Genomic DNA, 21,454 nt, shown 5'->3' on the forward strand with positions numbered 1-21,454 from the left:
CGGGTTTTTCATGCGCGTGACGATTTTGTTGAAAATCACCGCTGCTTGAGGTCTTCCGGACGGATTGCCCACAGGCCAGGCAAGTTGCGCCAGTAGCCATACACATCCATGCCGAAACCGACCACGAACTTGTTGGGAATCGACAGGCCGACGATGTCCGCCTTGACCGGTTTGCTGCGTTTCAGGGCCTTGTCGGCGAACACGGCGATGACGACTTCGGCCGCGCCCATGTCGAGCAGGCGCTGCTTGACCTGGGCCAGGGTTTCGCCCTCGTCCAAAATATCGTCGAGCACGATGATGATGCGGCCGGCCACGCTGGGGCGCGGGATGACTTTCCACACCACATTGCCGCCCTGGTCGTCGTCGCCGTAGCGGCTGACGTGGATGTAGTCGAATTCGAGGGGGAAGCGCAGCTGCGGCAACAGGTTGCCGGTGAACACGACGGCGCCGCCCATGACGCCGAGCACGAGCGGGAAGGCGGCGTTGTCAAGGCGGTCGAAGCGGGCGTTGAGCTTGTCCGCGACCTGGCGCACGGCGGCCTGGACGGCGGCGCCATCGAAGATTTCCTCCGCATTGTTGAGAAGGGTGCGTGCACGTTCAGCGTGGAATTCTTGCATGGTAGTTAGCTCATAAAGGACACCAGGCAATTATGCGGGAAAGTGCACTGCACAATGGGGACCGTTGGAATTGTGCGACACGGCGAGCGCCCGTCGTTCCCGCGAAGGGCTGGGCGCCCCCACGGCAACCCATAGCACCTATGCTCAAAGGTGCTATGGATCCCCGCCTGCGCGGGGACGACGAGGGTGGGGGCGGGAACGATGTCGGTGGTGCGGCGAATGCCGTCGTTGGTCGCGTGAGCGACATAGCGACAGTTCAACTGTAATCGCGCAAATCCTCGATCACCTTGCCATCGTCAGCCAGGGTCCCAGGCGACTCGAACCGCACTTCCCCGCGCAGCTTGGTCACCTCGCGAATCGACTCCACGATCGCCGCCGCCTGCGCCGCATCCGGCGCCGTGGCCACCTCGCAGTGCAAGGTCATCACATCGTTGGCCATCCTGCCGGTCACCACCAGGCGCGCCTTCAAGATGCCCGGATGCCGGCGCACGATGTTATTCACCTGCGACGGATGCACGAACATCGCCCTGACCTTGGTAGTCTGGTCGGCCCGTCCCAGCCAGCCGCGAATCCGGCTGTTGGTGCGCCCGCAGCGCGACGGCCCGGCATCGACCAGCAGCGCCGACATATCCCCCGTCGCAAAGCGGATCAAGGGATAATCCGCATTGAACAAGGTCACCACGATCTCGCCGATATCGCCCGGCGCCACCGGCTCGCCGCTCCCGGGGCGCACGATTTCGAGCACCACATCCTCATCGAGCATCATGCCGGGATTGAGCACGCCGCCGGTGGCCGTTTCGTACGCCATGCTGCCGATATCGGCCGACGCATAGGTCTGGAACACATGCGGCACGCCGTTTTCGCGGAACCACGCGCGCAAGGACTCCGGCAGCGCCTCGGCGCCCAACAGCGCGTTGCGCATGCTGCTGATGTCGGCCCCCATCTCGCGCGCCTTTTCGATAATGATGCGCAAAAACGAGGGCGTGCCCACATACGTATCCGGACGCAGGTCGGCAATCGCCTGCACCTGCATCTCGGTCTGCCCGGCGCCGGCCGGAATCACCGCGCAGCCGATGCGCGCCGCCCCGCCTTCGACCATGAAGGCGGCCGGCGTAAAGTGATACGAAAAGCAGTTCTGCAGCAGCCCGCCCGCGCGCACGCCGGCCGCGTACATCGGCCGCGCAAAGCGCCACCAGTCCTGGCCGCGTCCCTCCGGATCGAAAATCGGCCCCGGCGACACATACACGCGCGACAGCTCGCCGACGGGCGTCACCGCCAGCCCGCCGAAGGGCCTGGACGCCGTCTGCAGCGCCTTCAGGTCGGCCTTGCGCGTGATCGGCAGCGTCGCCAGCGCGGCGCGGCTGTCGATGGCGGCACTATCGACGCCCTCCAGGATGCGCGCCCAGCCCGGCGCGCTGCGGGCGCGCTCGATCAGTTGCGGCAGGCGCGCCATCAGGTCGCGCTCGCGCTCCTGCGGATCGCGCGTCTCCAGCGCGTCGAGGGTGTCGCGGGTGTCCCCGAGGTTGTCTACCTTCATGCTTGTTCTCCGATCTGGCGTTGCAGCTTGCGGGTCAACTTGGCAAAAATCAGTTCGTAGGCGCGCCGCAGCAGCGCCGCGCCTTCCGCGTCGCTGAGCGCCTTCGCGTCCTCCACGTACACCCACTTGGCCCGCGCCAGGTACGGCGCGGGAATGATGCCGGGGCGGTCGGTCAACTCCAGAAAGCGCTCGTCCTCCACCTTGAAGCAGATGCCGCTGGCCGGCACCGCGTGATCCGACATCGCGAACATCTTCTCGCCCACCGAATACACGGCCCGCGTGTCCCATTTCAGGTCTTCGGTCGCGCCGGGGAAGGTGCGGCACAGCGCTTTTGCAGCTTCAAAATTCATCGTGATCTTTCAAGCCAGCCAGCGTTTGCGGCGGCGATAAAACTTCATGTCCCTGAAACTCTTGCGCTCGGCCCCGGCCACGCCAAGATAGAACTCCTTGACGTCTTCATTGTTGGCCAGTTCCTTCGCCTCGCCTTCCATCACCACGCGCCCGTTTTCGAGGATGTAGCCGAAGTCGGCGTAGCGCAGCGCGACCGTGGTGTTCTGCTCGGCCAGCAGGAACGACACGCCTTCTTTCTGATTGAGATCCTTGACGATGTCGAAGATCTCTTCGACGATCTGCGGCGCGATGCCCATCGACGGTTCATCGAGCAAAATCATCGACGGCTTGGCCATCAGCGCGCGTCCGATGGCGCACATCTGCTGCTCGCCGCCCGATGTGTAGCCGGCCTGGCTGCCGCGCCGCTCTTTCAGACGCGGAAAATACTGGTACACCGCTTCCAGCGCGGCTTTCAGTTCGGCGCGCGGGATACTGCGCGTGTAAGCGCCGGTCAGCAGGTTTTCCTCGATAGTCAGGTGGCCGAAACAGTGACGGCCCTCCATCACCTGCGACAAGCCGCGCTTGACCAATTCGTTCGGCGTCAGGTGGTCCACCCGTTCACCCTTGAACTGCACCTCGCCCTTGGTCACGTCGCCACGTTCGCCGCGCAGCAGGGTCGAGATGGTTTTCAGGGTGGTCGATTTCCCGGCGCCGTTGGCGCCCAGCAGGGCCACGATCTTGCCTTTCGGGACCTGCAGCGACACGCCCTTCAAAACCAGGATCACATGGTCGTAAATGACTTCGATGTTATTGACCGACAGGTACGGCGTGCTGGCAGCGATGGTGGTCATAGGCTTTTCGCATGGTATAAAAATCCCTCGCGCCGCTGCTCTGGCGCGAGGGCAAGGGACTTGATATGCTTACTTCATGCAGCTCGGCGTGATCTTCTTCTCGGCCGCGTAGGCCGCCGACGACTCCTCGACCAGCTTGCGCGTGAGGGCCTTGTCGCCCACCACCCAGTTTGGCGTGATGGCGATCCACTTCTTGCCATCCCACTGCTGGACCTTGACCGCGCCCGAGCCTTCGTGGTCGTCGCAGCTGGTTTTCACGGTCGGGAACATGCCGAACGCGCCCAGCGCCTTCTGGCGCGCCTCGTCCACGTTCAGGTTTTCCAGGCCCCAGCGAATCTGGTCGCCGGTCATGGTTTTGCCCTTGCCGAATTTGTCCTGCGCCACGCGGATCGCCTCCACCCACAGGATGCCGGCGGTCAGGCCGCGCATGTGGTACACCGAGCCGATACGCGCCTGGTCGGACAGGTTGCCCTTGCCGGCCGCGTAGACCTTCTTGCGGATCTCGTCGATCAGCGGGTAGTTACCCGGCGTGTTGAAGGTCATCGAGGTGTAGCCCTTGGCCGCTTCGCCCGATGGAATCATGTCTTCTTCCGAACCGGCCCACCACACGCCCAGCATCTTCTCGCGCGGGAAGCCGTTGCGCTGCGCGGTCTTGATCGCCACCGAATTCATCACGCCCCAGCCCCACAGGATCACGTGGTCCGGCCTGGCCTGGCGGATCTGCAGCCACTGCGACTGCTGCTCGCTGCCCGGCGGCGCCACCGCGATCTTGATCAACTCGAAGCCGTACTGCTTGGCCTGCGCTTCCAGCACCGGCAGCGGTTCCTTGCCGAAGGCCGAGTCGTGGTACAGGTGGACGATCTTCTTGCCTTTCAGCTTGGCGTAGCCGCCTTCCTTGTCGGCCAGGTACTTGATCATCGCCGCCGCCTGGTTCCAGTAGCTGGTAATGAGCGGGAACACGTACGGGAACACCTTGCCGTTGGCCGCGTCGGAGCGGCCGTAGCCGAGGGTCGTCATCGGGATCTTGTCCTGCACCAGGCGATCGAGCACGCCGTAGGCGATCCCGGTGGAGAGCGGCTCGACCATGGTGGCGCCGCCGTTCTTGGTTTTCAGCCGTTCGTAGCATTCGATGCCGCGCGACGGGTTGTATTCGGTCTCGCATTCTTCCCACAGGATCTTGACGCCATTGACGCCGCCGTTGGCGTTGACCAGGTTGAAGTAGTCGATCGCGCCGCCGTAAAAGCCCGAACCGCCGGCCGCATACGGGCCGACGCGGTAGGACGGCAGCGCGAGGAACTGGTCGGCCGCCTGCACCTGGTTGAAGGCGCCGATCAGGGTGGCGCACAGCATGATGCTCTTCATCTTGTGTTTTACGTGATTCATTGTGGTCTCCGGAAGAATGCGTTAGTGCGGGAACGGCCAAAGCCGCAGTTTTTCTTTGCCTACTTGCCACAGGCGCGCAAGGCCGTGCGGCTCCACGATCAGAAAAAAGATAATCAGCGCGCCGAACACCATGAACTCCAGGTTCGACGCCACCGAGGTTGGCAGCGACAGGCTGTGCGCCAGGATATTGAGGAACACCGGCAGCAGCACGATGAAGGCCGCGCCCAGGAAGGAACCGAGCACCGAGCCGACCCCGCCGATGATGATCATGAACAGGATGCGGAACGACAGATCGAGGCTGTACGCTTCCGGTTCGACCGTGCCCAGATAGGCATAGGCGTACAGCGCGCCGGCCACGCCGCAGTAGAACGAACTGACCGCGAACGCCAGCAGCTTGGTGCGCATCGGCCGAAAGCCGATCACTTCGGCCGCCACGTCCATGTCGCGCACCGCCATCCACGAGCGGCCCACGTTGGAGCGGATCATGTTCTTGGCCAGCAGCGCCATGAGCGCCACGATCGCCAGCACCAGCATGTACTTGCTGGCCGGCGTATCGAACAGGTAGCCGAAGATGACGATCTTCTGCGCCGTGATCACGCCCGAGCTGCTGTAATTGGTCAGGTAGGGAATCTTGGTCAGGCACCAGACCACGAAGAACTGGGTCGCCAGGGTCGACGCGGCCAGGTAAAAGCCGCGGATGCGCAGCGACGGCAGGCCGAAGGCGATACCCACCATTGCGGCGCACAGGCCGCCCAGCACAAAGGCGAGCAGCATCGGAATGCCGGGCAGGCGCGCGATGAAGTTAAACGAGGCGAACGCGCCGACCGCCATGAAGGCGGCGGTGCCGAGCGAGAGCTGGCCGCAATAGCCGGTGAGGATGTTCAGTCCCAGCGCGGCCAGCGCAAAGATCAGGAACGGGATCAGGATCGCCGACAGCATGTAGGGCGAGGCGAACAGCGGCACGAGGACGAGCGCCAGCAGCAGCAGGGCGCCCAGGGCGATGCGGTCCTGGCGGATCGGGAAGATCTGCCCGTCGGTTTCGTAGGTGGTCTTGAATTGTCCGGCTTCGCGGTAAAACATGTCAGATTCTCCGGATGATTTTTTCGCCGAACAGGCCTTCCGGCCGCACCAGCAGGAACAACAGGGCCAGCACGTACGGGAACCAGCCTTCGATGCCGCCGCCGACCATCGGGCCGATATACACCTCGGCCAGCTTTTCGGACGCGCCGATGATCAGGCCACCGACAATCGCCCCGGGGACCGAGGTAAACCCGCCCAGGATCAAGACCGGCAGCGCTTTCAGGGCGATGAAGGTCAGCGCGAACTGCACGCCGTTGCGCGCTCCCCACAACAGGCCCGCCACCAGCGCGACCAGTCCGGCCACGGACCACACCACGGCCCAGATCTGCTGCAGCGGGATGCCGACCGCGAGTGCCGCCTGGTGGTCGTCGGCGACCGCGCGCAGGGCGCGGCCGACTTTGGTTTTCGAGAACAGCAGCGCGAGCGCGGTCACCAGCAGCGCGCAGATGGCGGCGGCGGTAACGTCGAACTGGGAGACGATGATGTTGTAGTTATCGAGCAGGTAGGGGATCGGTACGTCTTCGATCGGCAAGTCCAGCTTGTGCACCTGCGAGCCCCACAGCAGCTGGGCCAGGCCTTCGATGAAGAAGGCCAGGCCGATGGTGGCCATGAAGAGGGTGATTTCGGGCTGGTTGACCAGCGGGCGCAGGACCACCCGTTCGATGGCAAGACCGAGCGCGATCATCACCACCATGGTGAGCGGAATGGCGATCCAGATCGAGACGCCGAATTTGTCGATGATGCCGACGCAGGTGAGGGCGGCGAAAAACACCATCGCGCCCTGGGCGAAGTTGAACACGCCCGAGGCTTTGTAGATCAGGACGAAACCGATGGCGACCAGCGCGTACATGACGCCGGAAAGCAGGCCGCCGATCAGGACTTCAAAGAAAAAATTCATGGTGCGTCCTCAGGTCCGTCGGTTAGCTCCGTCGCCCCCGCGCAGGCGGGGGGCCATAGCACCTATGCTCAAAGGTGCTATGGATTCCCGCCTGCGCGGGAACGACGGGGTATATGTCGTTTGCGATAGCTTCAATGCGCCACTCCCAAGTACGCATTAATCACGTTTTGATTGCTGCGCACTTCATCCGGCGTGCCGTCCCCGATCTTCTTGCCGTAATCGAGCACCACCACGCGGTCCGAAATATCCATCACCACGCCCATGTCATGCTCGATCAGCACGATGGTGGTCCCGAACTGGTCGTTCACGTCGAGGATGAAACGGCACATGTCCTGCTTCTCCTCCACGTTCATGCCCGCCATCGGCTCGTCGAGCAGCAAGATATCGGGTTCGGCCGCCAATGCCCGTCCCAGCTCCACGCGCTTTTGCAGCCCGTACGGCAGCCGTCCCACCGGCGTCTTGCGGATCGCCTGGATCTCCAGGAAATCGATGATCTCCTCCGCCTTTTCGCGGTGCGCAATCTCCTCGCGCCGCGCCGGCCCCCAGTACAAGGCCTGCATCAGGAAATTCGACTTCATCTTCAGGTTACGGCCGGTCATGATGTTGTCCAGGACCGTCATCCCCTTGAACAGCGCGATGTTCTGGAAGGTGCGCGCAATGCCCGCCTTGGCCGCGCCGTAACAGTCCATGTTCTTGCGGTGCTCCCCGCGCAGCACGATCTCCCCTTGCTGCGGGCGGTACACGCCATTGATCACGTTCAGCATCGAACTCTTGCCCGCACCATTCGGTCCGATGATGGCGCGGATTTCGTGCCGCCTGACGTTGAACGAGATGTCGGTGAGCGCCTTGACCCCGCCGAACGACAGCGAGATGTTGTTCAGGTCGAGGATCACCGGCCCGATCTTGCGCGCCGATCCCGCCATTGCTGGCTCATTCATCGCTGGTTCATTCTTCGCTGGATCATTAAGTTCGTTCATCTTCATCGCAACGCGCTCCTCACGCAGCCTTCTCCAAAACAGGGTAGGTGGTGGCCCCGCAGATGCGCAGATCGGCGCTGACCGTGCCCACGCGGCCATCTTCGAACTTGACCTGGGTGCTGATGAACTGACTGGCCTTGTCGGTGTACAGCGCCTCGATCAGCACCGCGTATTTGTCGGCGATGAATTTGCGCCGCACCTTGCGCGTGCGCGTCAGTTCATCGTCGTCCGGGTCGAGCTCCTTGTGCAGCACCAGGAAACGGTGGATCTGGGTCGCGCCCATCAGCGCTTCGCCGGCCAGGTCGGCGTTGACCTTCTCCACGCAGTCGCGTATCAGGTCGTAGGTGGTGCCGTGCGCGGCCAGGTCGGTGTAGCCGGCGTAGGCGATATTGCGCCGCTCGGCCCAGTTGCCGACCGCTTCCATGTCGATATTGATGAACGCGCACACCTGGCTGCGCGCGTTTCCGAACGCGACCGCCTCTTTGATAAACGGGAAGAACTTGAGTTTGTTTTCGATGTAGTTCGGTGCGAAGATCGCGCCGCAGTCCATCTTGCCCACGTCGGCTGCGCGGTCGATGATTTTCAGGTGGCCTTCACTGTCGAATATGCCGGCGTCGCCCGTATGAAAGTAGCCGTCGGCGTCGATCACTTCGGCAGTCGCATCGGCGCGCTTGAAGTAGCCGGCCATGGTGGCGGCCGACTTGACCAGCACCTCGCCGCTGGCGGCGATCTTGACCTCGACGCCGGGCGCCGGCAGGCCGACGCTGTCGAACTTGATGTTCCCGTCCGGTTGCAGGCACACGTAGGCGCAGGTTTCGGTGGAGCCGTACAGCTGCTTGAGGTTGACGCCGATCGAACGGTAGAAGCGGAACAGGTCCGGCCCGATCGCCGCGCCGGCGGTGTAGGCCACGCGCACGCGCGACAGGCCAAGCACGTTTTTCAGCGGTCCGTACACCAGCAGGCTCCCGAGCGCATACGCCGCGCGGTCAAGTCCGGACACCGGTTTGCCGTCCAGGATATCGGCGCCGCAGCGCCTGGCCACGTCCATGAAATGGTGGAACATCTTGCGCTTGATGGCGCTCGCGTCTTCCATCCGGATCATGACGGTGGTGAGCATGTTCTCGAACACGCGCGGCGGCGCAAAATAGTAGGTCGGCCCGATCTCGCGCAGGTCGGTCAGCACCGTGTCGCCCGACTCCGGGCAGTTGACCGTGAAGCCGGCCACCATGGCCTGCGCCAGCGAGAACAGGCAGTCACCCACCCACGCCATCGGCAGGTAGGAGAGGATGTCTTCGCGGTCGGTGAGTTTGTCGAAGCCGACCCCGCCCACGCCGGCCGCCATCAGCGCGGCATGCGACTGGCATACGCCCTTCGGTTTGCCGGTGGTGCCTGAGGTGTACAGGATGATTGCAATGTCGCTGCCGCCGCCCGCCGCCAGCGCCGCGTCGAACGCGCCGGGGTGGGCCTGATCCCACGCGTGGCCGAGCGCTTGCAGCGCGGCGAATGAAGTCAGGCCGGCCTGCTTGTAGTGGCGCATGCCGCGCTCGTCGTCGAAAGCGATGTGGCGCACCTGCGGGCACAGGGCCTGCAGTTCGAGCAGCTTGTCGACCTGTTCCTGGTCTTCGACGATGGCAAAGGCGATTTCGGCGTCGTTGAGCACATAGGCCATGTCGGCCGCCGGCGCATCCTGGTACAGCGGCACCGGCACGCCGCCCAGGCATTGCGCCGCCAGCATGGCCCAGTACAGGCGCGGGCGGTTGTCGCCGATGATGGCCAGGTTCATTCCGCGCGCAAAACCCAGCGAAGCCAGGCCGCAGGCCAGTGCGCGCACTTCGGCGTTGACCTCCAGCCAGCTCCAGGTCTGCCAGATGCCCAGGTGCTTTTCGCGGAAAGCGGGGCGCTGCGGGCGTTCCTGTCCGTGCGCCAGCAGGCGCCGTGGAAAAGTCTGCAATTGCGAGCCATCGAGTGTCTGCACCAGCGTCCCCTTTTGTTTGTCTGGCCCCCTCCGTAACGTCAAAATCGGGGTGGCGCGTTTTTTGTGTGATGATATTAGCTCGCGTTGGCCGAGGAGGTTGTCTTTTGGATGACAATTGAGCCTCAAATTCGCGACTTTCGATGCTGCGGCGCACAATGACAAACCAGACACAGACATTAATAGATCACCTGCGCTCGACCATCTGGGCCCGCACCCTCACGAGCGCCGAGATGATCCGGGTGGAGGCCGACTGCTTCGAGCAGTTCGTGCCCAAGGGCGGTTTCGTCTGCCGCAAGGGCGAGCCGCTGGAGAACTGGGTCGGGATCATCGACGGCCTGGTCAAGATCAACAATTTTTCGCCGTCCGGGAAAAACGTCACCTTCGCCGGCGTACCCACCGGCGGCTGGTTCGGCGAAGGCTCGCTGCTCAAGGACCAGACCCGCAAATACGATGTGATGGCGCTGCGCGACACGCGCGTGGCGCGCATGCCGCGCGAAACCTTCGAATGGCTGCTGGAAGTGAGCCTGCCGTTCACCCGTTTTCTGCTGATGCAGCTCAACGAGCGCCTGGGCCAGTTCATCGGCCTGGTCGAAAACGACCGCATGCTCGATATCGATACCCGCGTGGCGCGCTGCCTGGCCGCCATGTTCAACTCGCATTTGTATCCGGGGCTGGAAAAACTGGTGCAGATTTCGCAGGAAGAAATCGGCTACCTGTCGGGCGCCTCGCGCCAGCGCGCCAACCAGGCCTTGCAACTGCTCGAAAAAGAAGGCTTGCTGCGCCTCGACTACGGCGGCATCCGCGTGCTCGACCTGGAAGGGCTGCGCCACTTCCAGGCCTGAGATGCGCGCCACGGCCGGGCGCGATAGAGGTATCATAGGACACAATGACACCACCCGATTCAACGCTGCCCATGCCCACCTCCACCGCGCGCGACGAGCGCCTCGCGCAGCTGCGCGCCGCCATGCGGGGCGCGCAGGTCGACGCCTGCATCATTCCCTCATCCGACCCGCACCTGTCCGAATACCTGCCCGGCCGCTGGCAGGGGCGTGAATGGCTGACCGGTTTCACCGGCTCGGTCGGCACCTTCATCGCCACCCACGACTTCGCCGGCTGCTGGACCGATGCCCGCTACTGGACCCAGGCCGCCACCGAACTGGCCGGCAGCAGCGTGCAACTGATGAAAATCCCGTCCGGCGCCAGCCTGCTGCACATCGACTGGCTGGCCGCCAGCCTGGCTCCGGGCCAGACGGTGGCGGTCGACGCCCGCGTGCTCGGCCTGTCCAGCGCGCGCCTGCTGGCCGATGCCCTGAGCGCGCGCGGCATCATTCTACGCACCGACATCGACCTGCTGGACGGCGTCTGGAGCGAGCGCCCGGCGCTGCCGCCGCAGCCGGTGTTCGAGCACGCCGCGCCGTTCGCCTCCCTTGGCCGCGCCGACAAGCTGGCCGCCACCCGCGCCGCCATGGCAAAGCTGGGCGCGGACCGCCACTTCATCTCGACCCTCGACGACATCGCCTGGCTGTTCAACCTGCGCGGCGCCGACGTGAGCTACAACCCGGTATTCCTGGCGCATGCGCTGCTGACCAGCGGCGGCGCGACCCTGTTCGTGGCCGAAGCCAAGGTCGCGCCCGACCTGCGCGCGCGCCTCTTGCAAGATGGCGTGACCCTCGCCCCGTACGAAGACGCCGCCGCGGCGCTGGCCGCGCTGCCGCCTGACAGCGCGCTGCTGATCGACCCGCGCCGCATCACCGCCGGCATGCGCGACGCCATCGCAGCGGGCGTCAAGGTGATCGAAGCGGTCAACCCGAGCACCTTCGCCAAATCGAAGAAATCCGCGCTTGATGCCGCCCACGTGCGCGCCGCCATGGAGCACGATGGCGCGGCCCTGTGCGAATTTTTCGCCTGGCTCGATGCCGAACTGGCCAACCCGGCCCGCGCCCCCTTGACCGAAGTGGCCATCGACCGCCACATCACGGCCGCGCGCGCGCGCCGGCCCGGTTTCGTGAGCCCGAGTTTCGGCACCATCGCCGGCTTTAACGCCAACGGCGCCATCATCCACTACCGCGCCAGCGAGGCCGCGCAGGCCGTCATCGAGGGCGACGGCCTGCTGCTGATCGACTCCGGCGGCCAGTACCTGGGCGGCACCACCGACATCACCCGCGTGGTGCCGGTGGGCGCCACCAGCGAGGCGCAGCGCAGCGACTTTACGCTGGTGCTCAAGGGCGTGATCGCGCTGTCGTCGGCGCGCTTCCCGCGCGGCACCCGCTCGCCGATGCTCGATGCGCTGGCGCGCGCCCCGATCTGGGCCGCCGGCATCGACTACGGCCACGGCACCGGCCACGGCGTCGGCTTCTTCCTGAACGTGCACGAAGGTCCGCAGTCGATCTCCGCCAGCGCCATGCCGGAGCCGCACACCGCCATGGAAGAGGGCATGATCACCTCGGTCGAACCGGGCATCTACCGGCCCGGCCGCTGGGGCATCCGCATCGAAAACCTGGTCCTGAACGTGGCGGCGGGTGCCACCGAATTCGGCGACTGGCTGCGCTTCGAGACCCTGACCCTGTGCCCGATCGACACGCGCTGCCTGCACCTGCCGCTGCTGCGCGCCGACGAAATCGCCTGGATCAACGACTACCACGCCACCGTGCGCGCACGCCTGGCGCCCCACGTGAGCGGCCCGGCCGCCGCCTGGCTTCAACTACGCACGCAGGAGATCTGATGTCGACCGCACGTTCAACCCGCGCCAGCGCCGCCGTCGACCGCCTCAAGGTCCGCAGCGGCAACGCCGGCTACTCGATGGCCCGCACCGGTGAAGGCCTGTTCTTCCTGTCGGAAGCGCCGGGCGAGCCGCCCCTGTGCGCCCCGCTCGACCTCGATCAATTTGTCGCCTTCGTCAACAAGCTCGGGCCGCAGGTGGCGCGCCGGGTCAGCAAACTCGATGTCGCCTTCGAAAAGCAGCTGGTGAAGAAGAAGCCCGCTCCCTAGCATTATCTTGAAGGAAACCGCATGTCGTTCCCGGAGCTGCTGTCGGCCTACTGGTCGAAACCCGAAATCGCCACCAATGGCCTGATCCTGCTCAATCTGCTGGGCGCCCTGGCACTCGGGCTGCTGGTCGGCTACGAGCGCTCGTACCACGGGCGCGCGGCCGGCATGCGCACCTATGGCCTGGTGTGCATGGCCTCGGCCGCGCTGACCATCGTGGGCGGCTATCCGGGCTTCTGGTTCGGCGGCCACGGCGCCTCCCTGCTGGCCGCGGTCGATCCGACCCGCGTGATCCAGGGCATCGTCACCGGCATCGGCTTCCTTGGCGCGGGCGTGATCATGCGCGAGGGCTTCAACATCAGCGGCCTGACCACGGCCGCGTCGATCTGGACCTCGTCGGTGATCGGCATCCTGGTCGGCGTCGGCTTTTACCTGGCGGCGATGGGGCTGGCCTTCTTTGCGGCGATGATCATGATTTACCTGTCCAAGCTCGAAGCCTGGCTGCCGTCGCGCCACGCGGTGGCGGTGATGATGCGCTTCAAGCACGACTTCGTGCCGCGCGAAGATGCGCTGCGCCGCATCGCGCTGGCGCGCGGCTACGCCATCGCCGGCGGCTCGCTCACCATCGGCAGCGAGAACAATATGCAGGAATGGCGTTTCGTGGCGCTGGCGCTGTCCAAAAAGAGCGGCGCGCCGCTGTCGGACCTGGCGGCCGAACTGGCGCAGTTCAACGGCATCGACAGTTTTCAAATCTCCCACGCCCGCAACTAATCAGGCTGTATCCAAGGAGCTGCCATGAAGGCACAAGACATACTCGATTTCTGGTTCCTGCCAGCCGGCGCCCAAGGGCACGGCGAGGCGCGCGAGGTCTGGTTTCGCAAGAGCGACGCATTCGACGCCGAGGTGGCCGAGCGCTTCGGCCCCCTGCTCGAGCGCGCCGTCGCCGGCGGCCTGCGCGAGTGGGACGACCAAGGCCCCCAAGGCGCGCTGGCGCGCATCGTGCTGCTCGACCAGCTCACGCGCAATGCCTGGCGCGGCCAGCCGGCCTCGTTTTCGGGCGATGCGCTGGCGCTGGCCGCCGCCATGCGCCTGGTCGAGGGCGGCGCCGACCAGACCCTCACGCCCTTGCAGCGCTGGTTCGTCTACATGCCCTTCGAGCACGCCGAGGATGCGCGCATGCAGGAGCGCGCGGTCGCGTTGTTTGCCGGCCTGGCGCAGTATGGCAAAGCCTTCGAAGGCGCGCTCGATTACGCGCACCGCCACCGTGGCGTGATCGCGCGCTTCGGCCGTTTCCCGCACCGTAACGCGATCCTGGGGCGTGCTTCCACACCCGAAGAACTCGACTACCTCAAGCAGCCCGGATCGGGCTTCTAGATGGCGCGCACGCTCAATATCATCGGCGCCGGCCATGTGGGGCGGGTGCTGGGCCGCCTGTTCGCCGCCGCCGGCGCTTTCGAGGTGCGGGATGTGCTGACCCGTTCGCAGGCGGGCGCGCAGGACGCCGCCGGTTTCATCGGCGCCGGGCGCGCGGTGCCGTCCATGGAGCGGATGCGCAGCGCCGACGTGTGGATGCTGGCCGTCGGCGACGACCAGATCGGCGCCGTGTGCGCGCAGCTGGCACGGTGCCATTCATTACAGGACGCCATCGTGTTCCACTGCAGCGGCGCCGCATCGTCGGCGCAGCTGGCACCGGCCGCGCAGGCCGGGGCGCTGGCGGCGAGCGTGCATCCGATCCGCAGCTTTGCCGATCCGGCGCAGGTGGCGCAGCACTTCGGCGGCACCTTTTGCGGAGTCGAAGGCGATGCCGCGGCGCTGGCCGTGCTCACGCCGGCCCTGGAGGCGATCGGCGCGCAGCCGGTGGCGATCGACGCGCAGGCCAAGACGGTGTACCACGCGGCCTCGGTGTTCGCCTCGAATTACCTGGTGACGGTGCTCGACGCCGCCCTGCGTGCCTACCAGGCGGCCGGCGTGCCGGAGCCGGTGGCGCGCGCGCTGGCGCAGCCGCTGGCGTCGGAAAGCATGGCCAATGTGTTCCGCCTGGGCGCGGCGGCGGCGCTGAGCGGGCCGATTGCGCGCGGCGACATGGATAGCGTGGCGCGCCAGCAGGCGGCGCTGGCCGCGTGGGACCGGCCGACCGGTGAACTGTACGCGGCGCTGGTGCCCGCGACCGCCGATCTGGCGCAACGCAAGACCAACATTGGCAAAGACCCATCATGATCAGGAAAGCCGAAGCGAAGGACCATGCGCAGCTGGTGGCGCTGTACAAGGCGGTGGCGCGCATCCCGGACGGCATTGCGCGCACCCCGGACGAAGTCAGCGACGATTACGTGCGCGCTTTCATGCGCAAGGCGGCCGCCGACGGAGTCCAGTTCATCTACGAGGAAGATGGCGTGATCGGCGGCGACATCCACGCTTCGCGCGTCGGCATCGCCGCGCTGGCGCACTTGCTGACCGACCTGACCATCGCCGTGGCGCCCGCATGCCAGGGCAAGGGCGTGGGGCGCGCCCTGTTCGGCGCGCTGCTGGCCGAGGTGGGCGAGCACCTGCCGCATATCACGCGGGTCGAGCTGTTCGCGCGCGAATCGAATGTGAAGGCGCGCGCGCTGTATGCCTCGCTCGGCTTCGTCGAAGAAGGCCGCCTGCGCGGGCGCGTGCGCAACGCGCGCGGCCAGATCGAGGACGATACGCTGATGGGCTGGATCCGGCCGGCGCCCTGAAGCCTGATCCGCCGCTTATGCAACGCGGCTGATGCATTAATGCGAAAAGATGCAACCATGCATCGACAAACGCAAAAAATCGCAATAAGCTAGACCGTTACGGTGATGTTGCGGGAGACTTGCCAAAACGGCAGGGATCGCCATGCCGCTGCTTACGTCGACCAGGGAGACCAGCATGCTATTTTTGAAAAGTACGTCTGTCACAAAGGCGCCCGGCATTTATGAAGTCGACATTGCCGCCAAGCCCCCCGGCAAGACTTTTGGCGTATTCCTCGCCACCGACCCCGACAATCCACCGAATTCGGTCCTGGCCGGCCTGGCCGAGCTGGGCTTCCAGAATACCCACAGCGAGGCCTACACCCACAAGGACCGCGGCAAGGTGCTCGACCTGCATTTCCAGAAAGATGGCACCGACATCTTCAAAGGCTGGAAAACCGAAGAGTGCGAGGAAAACCTGAAAGCCATCGATACCTTGTTCGGCAACATCGGGATCACCGTCACGCCGCGCGTGATGTCGCTGGCCGAAGCCTACGCCTGAGCGCTTGCCTGAGTAACTAGCCCGTCACCTCGATGTGATACAAGGCCCACGGACAGGCGCCGAAACGTTCGGCCACCGGCTTGGCGGCCATGTCCGCGAACCGGTCCGCGTCGTACACCGCCCATAGCGGCCCCAGTCCGCCCAGCGCCATCGGCGTGCCGTCCAGATGGGTGGCGACGATGAAGCGCTGCGCGCGCGCCTGCGCCACCGTCAGCGCCACCGCATAGCCATCGACCGCGCGCAGCAGCAATGTGGCGTCCTCGCGCGGGCGCGTGCCGGAGAGCGCCACCACATCGAGCAGCAGCGGCCCGCGCAGCGCGTGCGGCCGGCTGTCGTATTCCAGGGTCGGGCGAATGCTCAGCGCGGGCAGCGCCAGCAGCGCGCCGAAGTCGATGCTGAAGGCTTTCTCGAAGCGCAGCTTTTGCTTGTGCATCATCTGGTCGAGCACCGGGTCGAACGGGCCGCGGTTGCTGCGCGCCAGCGCGCCGGTCAGGGTCAGCAGGGCCGGTCCGGGGGCGCGCTGGAGATCGGCGCTTGTGGCCGCCCCGGCGGCCGGCAGGGCGGCCGCGCTCAGCGCCGCGCCCAGGAAGTGGCGTTTTTTCATGCGAAAATACCTCCATCGTTAGTATCTTCCTGCCATCATATCGCCATCCCGCCCTCCCATGGACCTGTTTCAAGAAACTCGGCTGAGCCCGTTCCCGCTCGACGATGGCATGCTGTCGGTGCTGCCCCGGTTGCCCTTGCGCCTGTCCAACGCCGAGCTGCTGGCGCGCCTGATCGCCGAGACCGCCTGGCGCGCCGAATCGATCACCCTGTGGGGCAAAGCGCATCTTCAGCCGCGCCTGACCGCCTGGCATGGCGAGGCGGCCTACACCTATTCCGGCCTGCGCCTGGAACCGCTGCCGTTCACGCCTTTGCTGCTGGACCTCAAGCACGCGGTCGAGGCCGCCTGCGGGCATCGCTTCAACAGCGTCCTGCTCAATTACTACCGCAACGAGCGCGACAGCATGGGCATGCACAGCGACGACGAAGCCGAGCTCGGCCCGCAGCCGGTGATCGCTTCGCTCAGTTTCGGGGCCGCGAGAACCTTCATCCTGCGCCACAAAGGGACAAAACAGACACTTAAACTAGGCTTAAATGACGGTACTTTAATAGTGATGTCAGGCAACACTCAAAAGCACTGGCAGCACGGAATCAACAAGTCGACGCGCGCCATCGGGCCGCGAGTGAACCTAACTTTCCGCTACATCTATTAATTTGCGCTTAACGTGTGCTAACTGAAAAATGCATATATCTGAACTTGCAGTCAGTTATTCGCCGGCAGTGCGATTTTTCGCGTTACATTTACTTACAAGTCTTACGGAATGGCCCTTCATGCGTCCTTTCGCTGGTGCTATCTTGATTACCTCGCAATTCATTGGGAATTGCGGAACAGACTGTTTCAAACAAAGGATTCCGCATGAAAAAGCTCATTTTTGCATTGATCGCCGGTGCCACCGCGATGACCGCCGCACAAGCGCAAAGCCCTGCTCCGTACATCGGCCTGGGCGTCGCTTCGTCCGACCATAGTTTCAAAATCGGCGGCAGCGACTTCGACGGCGACGGTTACAAGCCATCGCTGAAAGTCTTCGGCGGCGTGGATATCACCCCGATGTGGGGCGTGGAAGCCGGTTACACCGACTTGCGCAAGGCTGAATACGACTACAAGATCGGCAACAACAAGTTCACCGGCAGCACCGAAGGCAAGCGCGCTTACGTCGCCGGCAAGGGCACCATGCCCGTGAACGAGATGTTCTCGGTGTACGGCAAGCTGGGCGTTGGTTACAGCAAGGTCGACAGCACCTCGTCGAACCTGAACTACAAGGAAAGCGACACCGGCGTGTATGCGGGTGTTGGCGCCCAGTACAACATCAACAAACAGGTCGCCCTGACGCTCGAATATGAGCGCTATGGCAAGAGCAAGGACTTCGGTGCCAAGGCGGACGCCATCACCGTTGGCGCTCGTTACAATTTCTGACAATGGGCTGAGCCCGGGCCCGGGCTGACGCGCCACGCGCGCAGTCCGGGCCGCTCCTGACAGAATTGCAGACCGGAACAGGCACGGCGCCTTCCAGTGTGTGCGGCAAGCGCCCCCTCCGCTTGCTGTATCCACCGGGAGGCGCTTTGTTTGTTTACAGGCGCAGACTCCTAGCCCGGCACCATCCCGGCCGCGATGAAGCGGTGCAGCGACGACCATGGCCATTCGCGCGGCGCGGCGCACAGGCCATGGCGCAGGGGATTGTGGTGGATGTAGTCGACCAGGCCGGCGTAGTCGTCGGCCCCGACCGGATGCTGCTGGTAGTGCGGTTCCCAGATCGTGTCCAGCCCCGCTCCCGCGCGCGACTTGCCGAGCGACTTGGAAAACGCGATCTTGACCGCGCGCCAGCGGGCCGCGCAATCGTGGTCGCCCGGCGGCAGGGTCCAGATGGCATGGGCGTGGTCGGGCAGGGCGACCCAGGCATCGACGTGGAAGGGTTTGCGGCTGCGCGCCTGGCGGATGGCTTCGCCGAAGGCGGAGATATGGTCGGTCAGCAGGGTGCCGCCGCGCCCGGACAGGCGCACCGTGAAGAAGTAACTGTGACCGGCGACCCGGTTGGCGCGATAGTCATTCATCTTTCCAGTGTGCCGGGCAGGATGGGCTGGTGTGTCGGTTGGCGCAAAGGCGGCGTGCTTCTAAAGCGGACTGTGCTGCGAAAACCGCTTGCGCCACCCCGCGCACGGGGTGGCTCTCGCAGCGCCGCTTACACCGTCAGCGGCTTGTAGCGGATGCGTTTCGGCTTGGCGCCTTCTTCGCCCAGGCGTTTCTTCTTGTCCGCTTCGTATTCCTGGTAGTTACCGTCGAAGAAGGTCACTTGCGAGTTGCCTTCGAAGGCCAGGATGTGGGTCGCGATACGGTCCAGGAACCAGCGATCGTGGGAAATGACCATGACGCTGCCGGCAAATTCCAGCAAGGCATCTTCCAGCGCGCGCAGGGTTTCCACGTCCAGATCGTTGGACGGTTCATCGAGCAGCAGCACGTTGCCGCCTTGCAGCAAGGTCTTGGCCAGGTGCAGGCGGCCGCGTTCACCACCCGACAGGTTGCCGACGATCTTTTGCTGGTCCGAACCCTTGAAGTTGAAGCGGCCCAGGTAGGCGCGCGACGGCATGTCGAAACGGCCCACGGTGAGCGTATCGGCGCCGCCGGCCACGTCGTCGAACACGGTCTTGGTATTGGCCAGGTCGTCGCGGTTCTGGTCGACGATGGACACGCGCGCGGTCTGGCCGATCGCCACTTCGCCGCTGTCCGGCTGCTCTTTGCCGGTGATCATCTTGAACAGGGTCGATTTACCGGCGCCGTTGGGGCCGATGATGCCGACGATCGCGCCCGGCGGCACGACGAAGGACACATTCTCGATCAGCATGCGCTCGCCAAAGGATTTCGAGACGTTCTTGAATTCGATCACGTCATTGCCCAGGCGCTCGGCCACGGGAATGAAGATCTCGGAGGTCTCGTTGCGCTTCTGGTATTCGTGCTCGGACAGCTCGTTGAAGCGCGCCAGGCGGGCCTTGCTCTTGGCCTGGCGGCCCTTCGGATTCTGGCGCACCCATTCCAGTTCCTTGGCGATGGTTTTCTGGCGCGAGGATTCGGTCGCTTCTTCCTGCTTGAGGCGGTTGCTCTTTTGCTCCAGCCACGAGCTGTAGTTGCCCTTCCATGGAATGCCATGGCCGCGGTCGAGTTCGAGAATCCATTCGGCGGCGTTGTCGAGGAAGTAGCGATCGTGGGTGATGGCGACCACGGTGCCCGGGAAGCGCAGCAGGAATTGTTCGAGCCAGTCGACCGATTCGGCATCGAGGTGATTGGTTGGTTCGTCGAGCAGCAGCATGTCGGGTTTCGACAGCAGCAGGCGGCACAGCGCCACGCGGCGCTTTTCGCCACCGGACAGGATGCCGATTTTGGCGTCCCACGGCGGCAGGCGCAGCGCGTCGGCGGCCATTTCCAGCTGCAGGTTCAGGTTGCCGCCGTCGGAAGTCGAAATGATCGCTTCCAGGCGCGCCTGTTCGGTCGCCAGCGCATCGAAGTCGGCGTCTTCGTCGGCATACGCCGCGTACACCGCTTCCAGCTTGGCTTGCGCCTCGAATACTTCGCCCAGGCCCGATTCGACCACCTGGCGCACCGTCTGCTCGGGATCGAGCTGCGGTTCCTGCGGCAGGTAGCCGATGTTCAGGCCCGGCATCGGCACGGCTTCGCCCTGGATGTCGGTATCGATCCCGGCCATGATTTTCAGCAAGGTCGACTTGCCGGAGCCGTTCAGGCCCAGCACGCCGATTTTGGCGCCGGGGAAGAACGACAGGGAAATATCCTTGAGGATCTGACGTTTGGGCGGGACGATTTTGCCCACGCGATTCATGGTATAGACGTAATTGGCCATTGAGTTTCTTGAAATGGGGACGGAAGGTCAACAGGATACAATAAGTCGCCCCGGCTTTGGTTCTTTCCTGCGCCGCCCGGCTGGTAGCTCCCATTCGAGGGTGCCGGCTTTATGCATATTGCAAGGTTTACCGATGCGCAGTGTCGGGAATATTTACACTTGCAAACATGGCAGAGCGCAATGTTTCCGCAAGTCATTGATTTAGTACATCTTTTGCTTTTGGGCATGGAAATTGCTTTATTGTTATTGGGCAGCAAGCTCCAATAAAAACAAATTCCAACTCTTACCTGAAAAGATAACTCGATGACTTTTAATTTGATCCGCAGCGTGATGTCGGCCGCCGCACTGATTCTGGCCACCAGCTCGGCACATGCCCTGGTTGTAAGCAATTCCACCAACGCGACCGACCTGGCCAAGGCCCTGGGCGGCACCGGCGTGACCATCAGCAACGCCACCCTGGCCAGCGCCACCCCGACCGCAAGCGGCATCTTCACCAAGGGCGGCAATATCGGTTTCGACCAGGGCATCCTGCTGACCACCGGCCTGACCAGCTGCGCAACGGGCATCAACAACGGTGCCGAATGCTCGGGCGGCGGCACCACCACCTCGCTGAAATTCGATTTCACCAGCACCACCGGCAACATCTTCTTCAACTATGTGTTCGCTTCCGAGGAATACAACGAATACGTCGGCTCGAACTTCAACGACCTGTTCGAACTCAAGCTCAACGGCGTGAACATCGCCCTGGTGCCAGGCGACAAAGGCGTGGTGTCGATCAATAACGTCAACAACGGCATCAATGCCGCCTACTACCGCGACAATGCCAAGAACACGATCGCGACCGGCTACGATGGCTTGACCACGGTCCTGAACGCCAAAGCGTTCGGCCTGGTCGGCAAGAACACCTTCGAATTCCTGATCCAGGACCGTGGCGATGCCAGGCTCGATTCGGGCGTGTTCATCCAGGGCGGCACCTTCGCCGCCGATCCGGTCGGCGTGCCTGAACCGGGCAGCCTGGCGCTGCTGGGCCTGGGCCTGGCCGGACTGGCCGTCGCCAAGCGCAAAAAAGCGGCGTAAGCACGCTGCCTGAAAACATAGCGGCCTGCGGGCCGCTATTT

At 64.3% G+C, this 21,454-nt stretch carries 23 protein-coding genes; 11 read left to right on the plus strand and 12 right to left on the minus strand.

Annotation, left to right across the window (positions count from 1 at the left end):
- Positions 1 to 35: 35 nt before the first annotated feature.
- The 9 genes from F2P45_RS14020 to F2P45_RS14060 all read right to left on the minus strand — a co-directional run bounded on the left by F2P45_RS14020 (position 36) and on the right by F2P45_RS14060 (position 9,651).
- Complete coding sequence (locus F2P45_RS14020; protein ID WP_166875869.1) at positions 36 to 617, minus strand: hypoxanthine-guanine phosphoribosyltransferase; 582 nt, start codon at positions 615 to 617, stop codon at positions 36 to 38.
- Between the two features lie 256 nt (positions 618 to 873).
- Positions 874 to 2,154 (minus strand): phenylacetate--CoA ligase family protein, encoded by a 1,281-nt coding sequence (locus F2P45_RS14025; RefSeq protein WP_166875872.1) that lies wholly within the window; start codon positions 2,152 to 2,154, stop codon positions 874 to 876.
- Positions 2,151 to 2,504 carry an MmcQ/YjbR family DNA-binding protein gene (locus F2P45_RS14030; protein WP_166875875.1) on the minus strand — a complete coding sequence of 118 codons (354 nt, stop codon included), beginning with the start codon at positions 2,502 to 2,504 and terminating at the stop codon, positions 2,151 to 2,153. The genes F2P45_RS14025 and F2P45_RS14030 overlap by 4 nt, the downstream gene beginning before the upstream one ends.
- 9 nt (positions 2,505 to 2,513) lie before the next feature.
- Entirely contained in the window at positions 2,514 to 3,335 is an 822-nt protein-coding gene (locus tag F2P45_RS14035; RefSeq protein WP_166875878.1) for an ABC transporter ATP-binding protein, read from the minus strand.
- A 69-nt stretch (positions 3,336 to 3,404) separates the two neighbouring features.
- Entirely contained in the window at positions 3,405 to 4,685 is a 1,281-nt protein-coding gene (locus F2P45_RS14040) for an ABC transporter substrate-binding protein (protein ID WP_370663253.1), read from the minus strand.
- A 54-nt stretch (positions 4,686 to 4,739) separates the two neighbouring features.
- Entirely contained in the window at positions 4,740 to 5,798 is a 1,059-nt protein-coding gene (locus tag F2P45_RS14045; protein WP_166875880.1) for a branched-chain amino acid ABC transporter permease, read from the minus strand.
- 1 nt (position 5,799) lies between these two features.
- On the minus strand, positions 5,800 to 6,696 hold the full coding sequence (locus F2P45_RS14050; protein WP_166875883.1) for a branched-chain amino acid ABC transporter permease: 897 nt from the start codon (positions 6,694 to 6,696) through the stop codon (positions 5,800 to 5,802).
- A gap of 131 nt (positions 6,697 to 6,827) precedes the next feature.
- Positions 6,828 to 7,634: an ABC transporter ATP-binding protein gene (locus tag F2P45_RS14055; RefSeq protein WP_166875886.1), complete on the minus strand. Its 807-nt coding sequence runs from the start codon at positions 7,632 to 7,634 to the stop codon at positions 6,828 to 6,830.
- 58 nt (positions 7,635 to 7,692) lie between these two features.
- A complete protein-coding gene (locus F2P45_RS14060; RefSeq protein WP_223164744.1) occupies positions 7,693 to 9,651 on the minus strand; it encodes an AMP-dependent synthetase/ligase in 1,959 nt (652 codons plus the stop codon).
- A 152-nt stretch (positions 9,652 to 9,803) separates the two neighbouring features.
- Here F2P45_RS14060 and F2P45_RS14065 point away from each other — a divergent pair, with 152 nt between their 5' ends.
- The 8 genes from F2P45_RS14065 to F2P45_RS14100 all read left to right on the plus strand — a co-directional run bounded on the left by F2P45_RS14065 (position 9,804) and on the right by F2P45_RS14100 (position 15,888).
- Entirely contained in the window at positions 9,804 to 10,490 is a 687-nt protein-coding gene (locus F2P45_RS14065) for a Crp/Fnr family transcriptional regulator (protein ID WP_166875891.1), read from the plus strand.
- 71 nt (positions 10,491 to 10,561) lie between these two features.
- Entirely contained in the window at positions 10,562 to 12,370 is a 1,809-nt protein-coding gene (locus F2P45_RS14070; protein ID WP_187367171.1) for an aminopeptidase P family protein, read from the plus strand.
- A complete protein-coding gene (locus tag F2P45_RS14075) occupies positions 12,370 to 12,636 on the plus strand; it encodes a hypothetical protein (protein WP_166875897.1) in 267 nt (88 codons plus the stop codon). Before F2P45_RS14070 ends, F2P45_RS14075 begins: the two co-directional genes overlap by 1 nt.
- A 21-nt stretch (positions 12,637 to 12,657) precedes the next feature.
- Complete coding sequence (locus F2P45_RS14080; protein WP_166875900.1) at positions 12,658 to 13,404, plus strand: MgtC/SapB family protein; 747 nt, start codon at positions 12,658 to 12,660, stop codon at positions 13,402 to 13,404.
- Between the two features lie 24 nt (positions 13,405 to 13,428).
- Complete coding sequence (locus F2P45_RS14085) at positions 13,429 to 14,007, plus strand: DUF924 family protein (RefSeq protein ID WP_166875903.1); 579 nt, start codon at positions 13,429 to 13,431, stop codon at positions 14,005 to 14,007.
- Positions 14,008 to 14,850, plus strand: coding sequence for a Rossmann-like and DUF2520 domain-containing protein (locus tag F2P45_RS14090; RefSeq protein WP_166875906.1), 843 nt, complete (start codon positions 14,008 to 14,010; stop codon positions 14,848 to 14,850).
- Complete coding sequence (locus F2P45_RS14095; protein WP_166875908.1) at positions 14,847 to 15,350, plus strand: GNAT family N-acetyltransferase; 504 nt, start codon at positions 14,847 to 14,849, stop codon at positions 15,348 to 15,350. Before F2P45_RS14090 ends, F2P45_RS14095 begins: the two co-directional genes overlap by 4 nt.
- Before the next feature lie 175 nt (positions 15,351 to 15,525).
- Positions 15,526 to 15,888: a hypothetical protein gene (locus tag F2P45_RS14100; RefSeq protein ID WP_166875911.1), complete on the plus strand. Its 363-nt coding sequence runs from the start codon at positions 15,526 to 15,528 to the stop codon at positions 15,886 to 15,888.
- Between the two features lie 16 nt (positions 15,889 to 15,904).
- Here the strand turns inward: F2P45_RS14100 and F2P45_RS14105 are convergent, their stop codons facing one another.
- Positions 15,905 to 16,492, minus strand: coding sequence for a putative pterin-binding protein (locus F2P45_RS14105; protein ID WP_166875914.1), 588 nt, complete (start codon positions 16,490 to 16,492; stop codon positions 15,905 to 15,907).
- A 58-nt stretch (positions 16,493 to 16,550) separates the two neighbouring features.
- Here F2P45_RS14105 and F2P45_RS14110 point away from each other — a divergent pair, with 58 nt between their 5' ends.
- Together F2P45_RS14110 and F2P45_RS14115 are read left to right on the plus strand one after the other, a co-directional pair.
- Complete coding sequence (locus F2P45_RS14110; protein ID WP_166875916.1) at positions 16,551 to 17,144, plus strand: alpha-ketoglutarate-dependent dioxygenase AlkB family protein; 594 nt, start codon at positions 16,551 to 16,553, stop codon at positions 17,142 to 17,144.
- Positions 17,145 to 17,347: 203 nt separating this feature from the next.
- Entirely contained in the window at positions 17,348 to 17,905 is a 558-nt protein-coding gene (locus tag F2P45_RS14115) for a porin family protein (protein ID WP_166875919.1), read from the plus strand.
- Between the two features lie 170 nt (positions 17,906 to 18,075).
- Here F2P45_RS14115 and F2P45_RS14120 read toward each other — a convergent pair whose 3' ends face one another.
- Positions 18,076 to 18,540: an REP-associated tyrosine transposase gene (locus F2P45_RS14120; RefSeq protein WP_166875922.1), complete on the minus strand. Its 465-nt coding sequence runs from the start codon at positions 18,538 to 18,540 to the stop codon at positions 18,076 to 18,078.
- A gap of 128 nt (positions 18,541 to 18,668) precedes the next feature.
- Positions 18,669 to 20,336 carry an energy-dependent translational throttle protein EttA gene (gene ettA / locus F2P45_RS14125; protein ID WP_166875925.1) on the minus strand — a complete coding sequence of 556 codons (1,668 nt, stop codon included), beginning with the start codon at positions 20,334 to 20,336 and terminating at the stop codon, positions 18,669 to 18,671.
- 303 nt (positions 20,337 to 20,639) lie between these two features.
- Here ettA and F2P45_RS36195 point away from each other — a divergent pair, with 303 nt between their 5' ends.
- Complete coding sequence (locus tag F2P45_RS36195) at positions 20,640 to 21,413, plus strand: choice-of-anchor L family PEP-CTERM protein (protein WP_166875928.1); 774 nt, start codon at positions 20,640 to 20,642, stop codon at positions 21,411 to 21,413.
- Positions 21,414 to 21,454: the final 41 nt, after the last annotated feature.

This window comes from Massilia mucilaginosa, assembly GCF_011682145.1.
In the GTDB taxonomy this organism is placed as follows: Bacteria; Pseudomonadota; Gammaproteobacteria; order Burkholderiales; family Burkholderiaceae_D; genus Telluria_A; species Telluria_A mucilaginosa.

Bases quoted from the DNA above. Each gene is read 5' to 3' on its own strand.
- F2P45_RS14020 (WP_166875869.1), bottom strand. From the start codon at position 617: ATGCAAGAATTCCACGCTGAACGTGCACGCACCCTTCTCAACAATGCG.
- F2P45_RS14025 (WP_166875872.1), bottom strand. From the start codon at position 2,154: ATGAAGGTAGACAACCTCGGGGACACCCGCGACACCCTCGACGCGCTG.
- F2P45_RS14030 (WP_166875875.1), bottom strand. From the start codon at position 2,504: ATGAATTTTGAAGCTGCAAAAGCGCTGTGCCGCACCTTCCCCGGCGCG.
- F2P45_RS14035 (WP_166875878.1), bottom strand. From the start codon at position 3,335: ATGACCACCATCGCTGCCAGCACGCCGTACCTGTCGGTCAATAACATC.
- F2P45_RS14040 (WP_370663253.1), bottom strand. From the start codon at position 4,685: ATGCTGTGCGCCACCCTGATCGGCGCCTTCAACCAGGTGCAGGCGGCC.
- F2P45_RS14045 (WP_166875880.1), bottom strand. From the start codon at position 5,798: ATGTTTTACCGCGAAGCCGGACAATTCAAGACCACCTACGAAACCGAC.
- F2P45_RS14050 (WP_166875883.1), bottom strand. From the start codon at position 6,696: ATGAATTTTTTCTTTGAAGTCCTGATCGGCGGCCTGCTTTCCGGCGTC.
- F2P45_RS14055 (WP_166875886.1), bottom strand. From the start codon at position 7,634: ATGAATGAGCCAGCAATGGCGGGATCGGCGCGCAAGATCGGGCCGGTG.
- F2P45_RS14065 (WP_166875891.1), top strand. From the start codon at position 9,804: ATGACAAACCAGACACAGACATTAATAGATCACCTGCGCTCGACCATC.
- F2P45_RS14070 (WP_187367171.1), top strand. From the start codon at position 10,562: ATGCCCACCTCCACCGCGCGCGACGAGCGCCTCGCGCAGCTGCGCGCC.
- F2P45_RS14075 (WP_166875897.1), top strand. From the start codon at position 12,370: ATGTCGACCGCACGTTCAACCCGCGCCAGCGCCGCCGTCGACCGCCTC.
- F2P45_RS14080 (WP_166875900.1), top strand. From the start codon at position 12,658: ATGTCGTTCCCGGAGCTGCTGTCGGCCTACTGGTCGAAACCCGAAATC.
- F2P45_RS14085 (WP_166875903.1), top strand. From the start codon at position 13,429: ATGAAGGCACAAGACATACTCGATTTCTGGTTCCTGCCAGCCGGCGCC.
- F2P45_RS14090 (WP_166875906.1), top strand. From the start codon at position 14,008: ATGGCGCGCACGCTCAATATCATCGGCGCCGGCCATGTGGGGCGGGTG.
- F2P45_RS14095 (WP_166875908.1), top strand. From the start codon at position 14,847: ATGATCAGGAAAGCCGAAGCGAAGGACCATGCGCAGCTGGTGGCGCTG.
- F2P45_RS14100 (WP_166875911.1), top strand. From the start codon at position 15,526: ATGCTATTTTTGAAAAGTACGTCTGTCACAAAGGCGCCCGGCATTTAT.
- F2P45_RS14105 (WP_166875914.1), bottom strand. From the start codon at position 16,492: ATGAAAAAACGCCACTTCCTGGGCGCGGCGCTGAGCGCGGCCGCCCTG.
- F2P45_RS14110 (WP_166875916.1), top strand. From the start codon at position 16,551: ATGGACCTGTTTCAAGAAACTCGGCTGAGCCCGTTCCCGCTCGACGAT.
- F2P45_RS14115 (WP_166875919.1), top strand. From the start codon at position 17,348: ATGAAAAAGCTCATTTTTGCATTGATCGCCGGTGCCACCGCGATGACC.
- F2P45_RS14120 (WP_166875922.1), bottom strand. From the start codon at position 18,540: ATGAATGACTATCGCGCCAACCGGGTCGCCGGTCACAGTTACTTCTTC.
- ettA (WP_166875925.1), bottom strand. From the start codon at position 20,336: ATGGCCAATTACGTCTATACCATGAATCGCGTGGGCAAAATCGTCCCG.
- F2P45_RS36195 (WP_166875928.1), top strand. From the start codon at position 20,640: ATGACTTTTAATTTGATCCGCAGCGTGATGTCGGCCGCCGCACTGATT.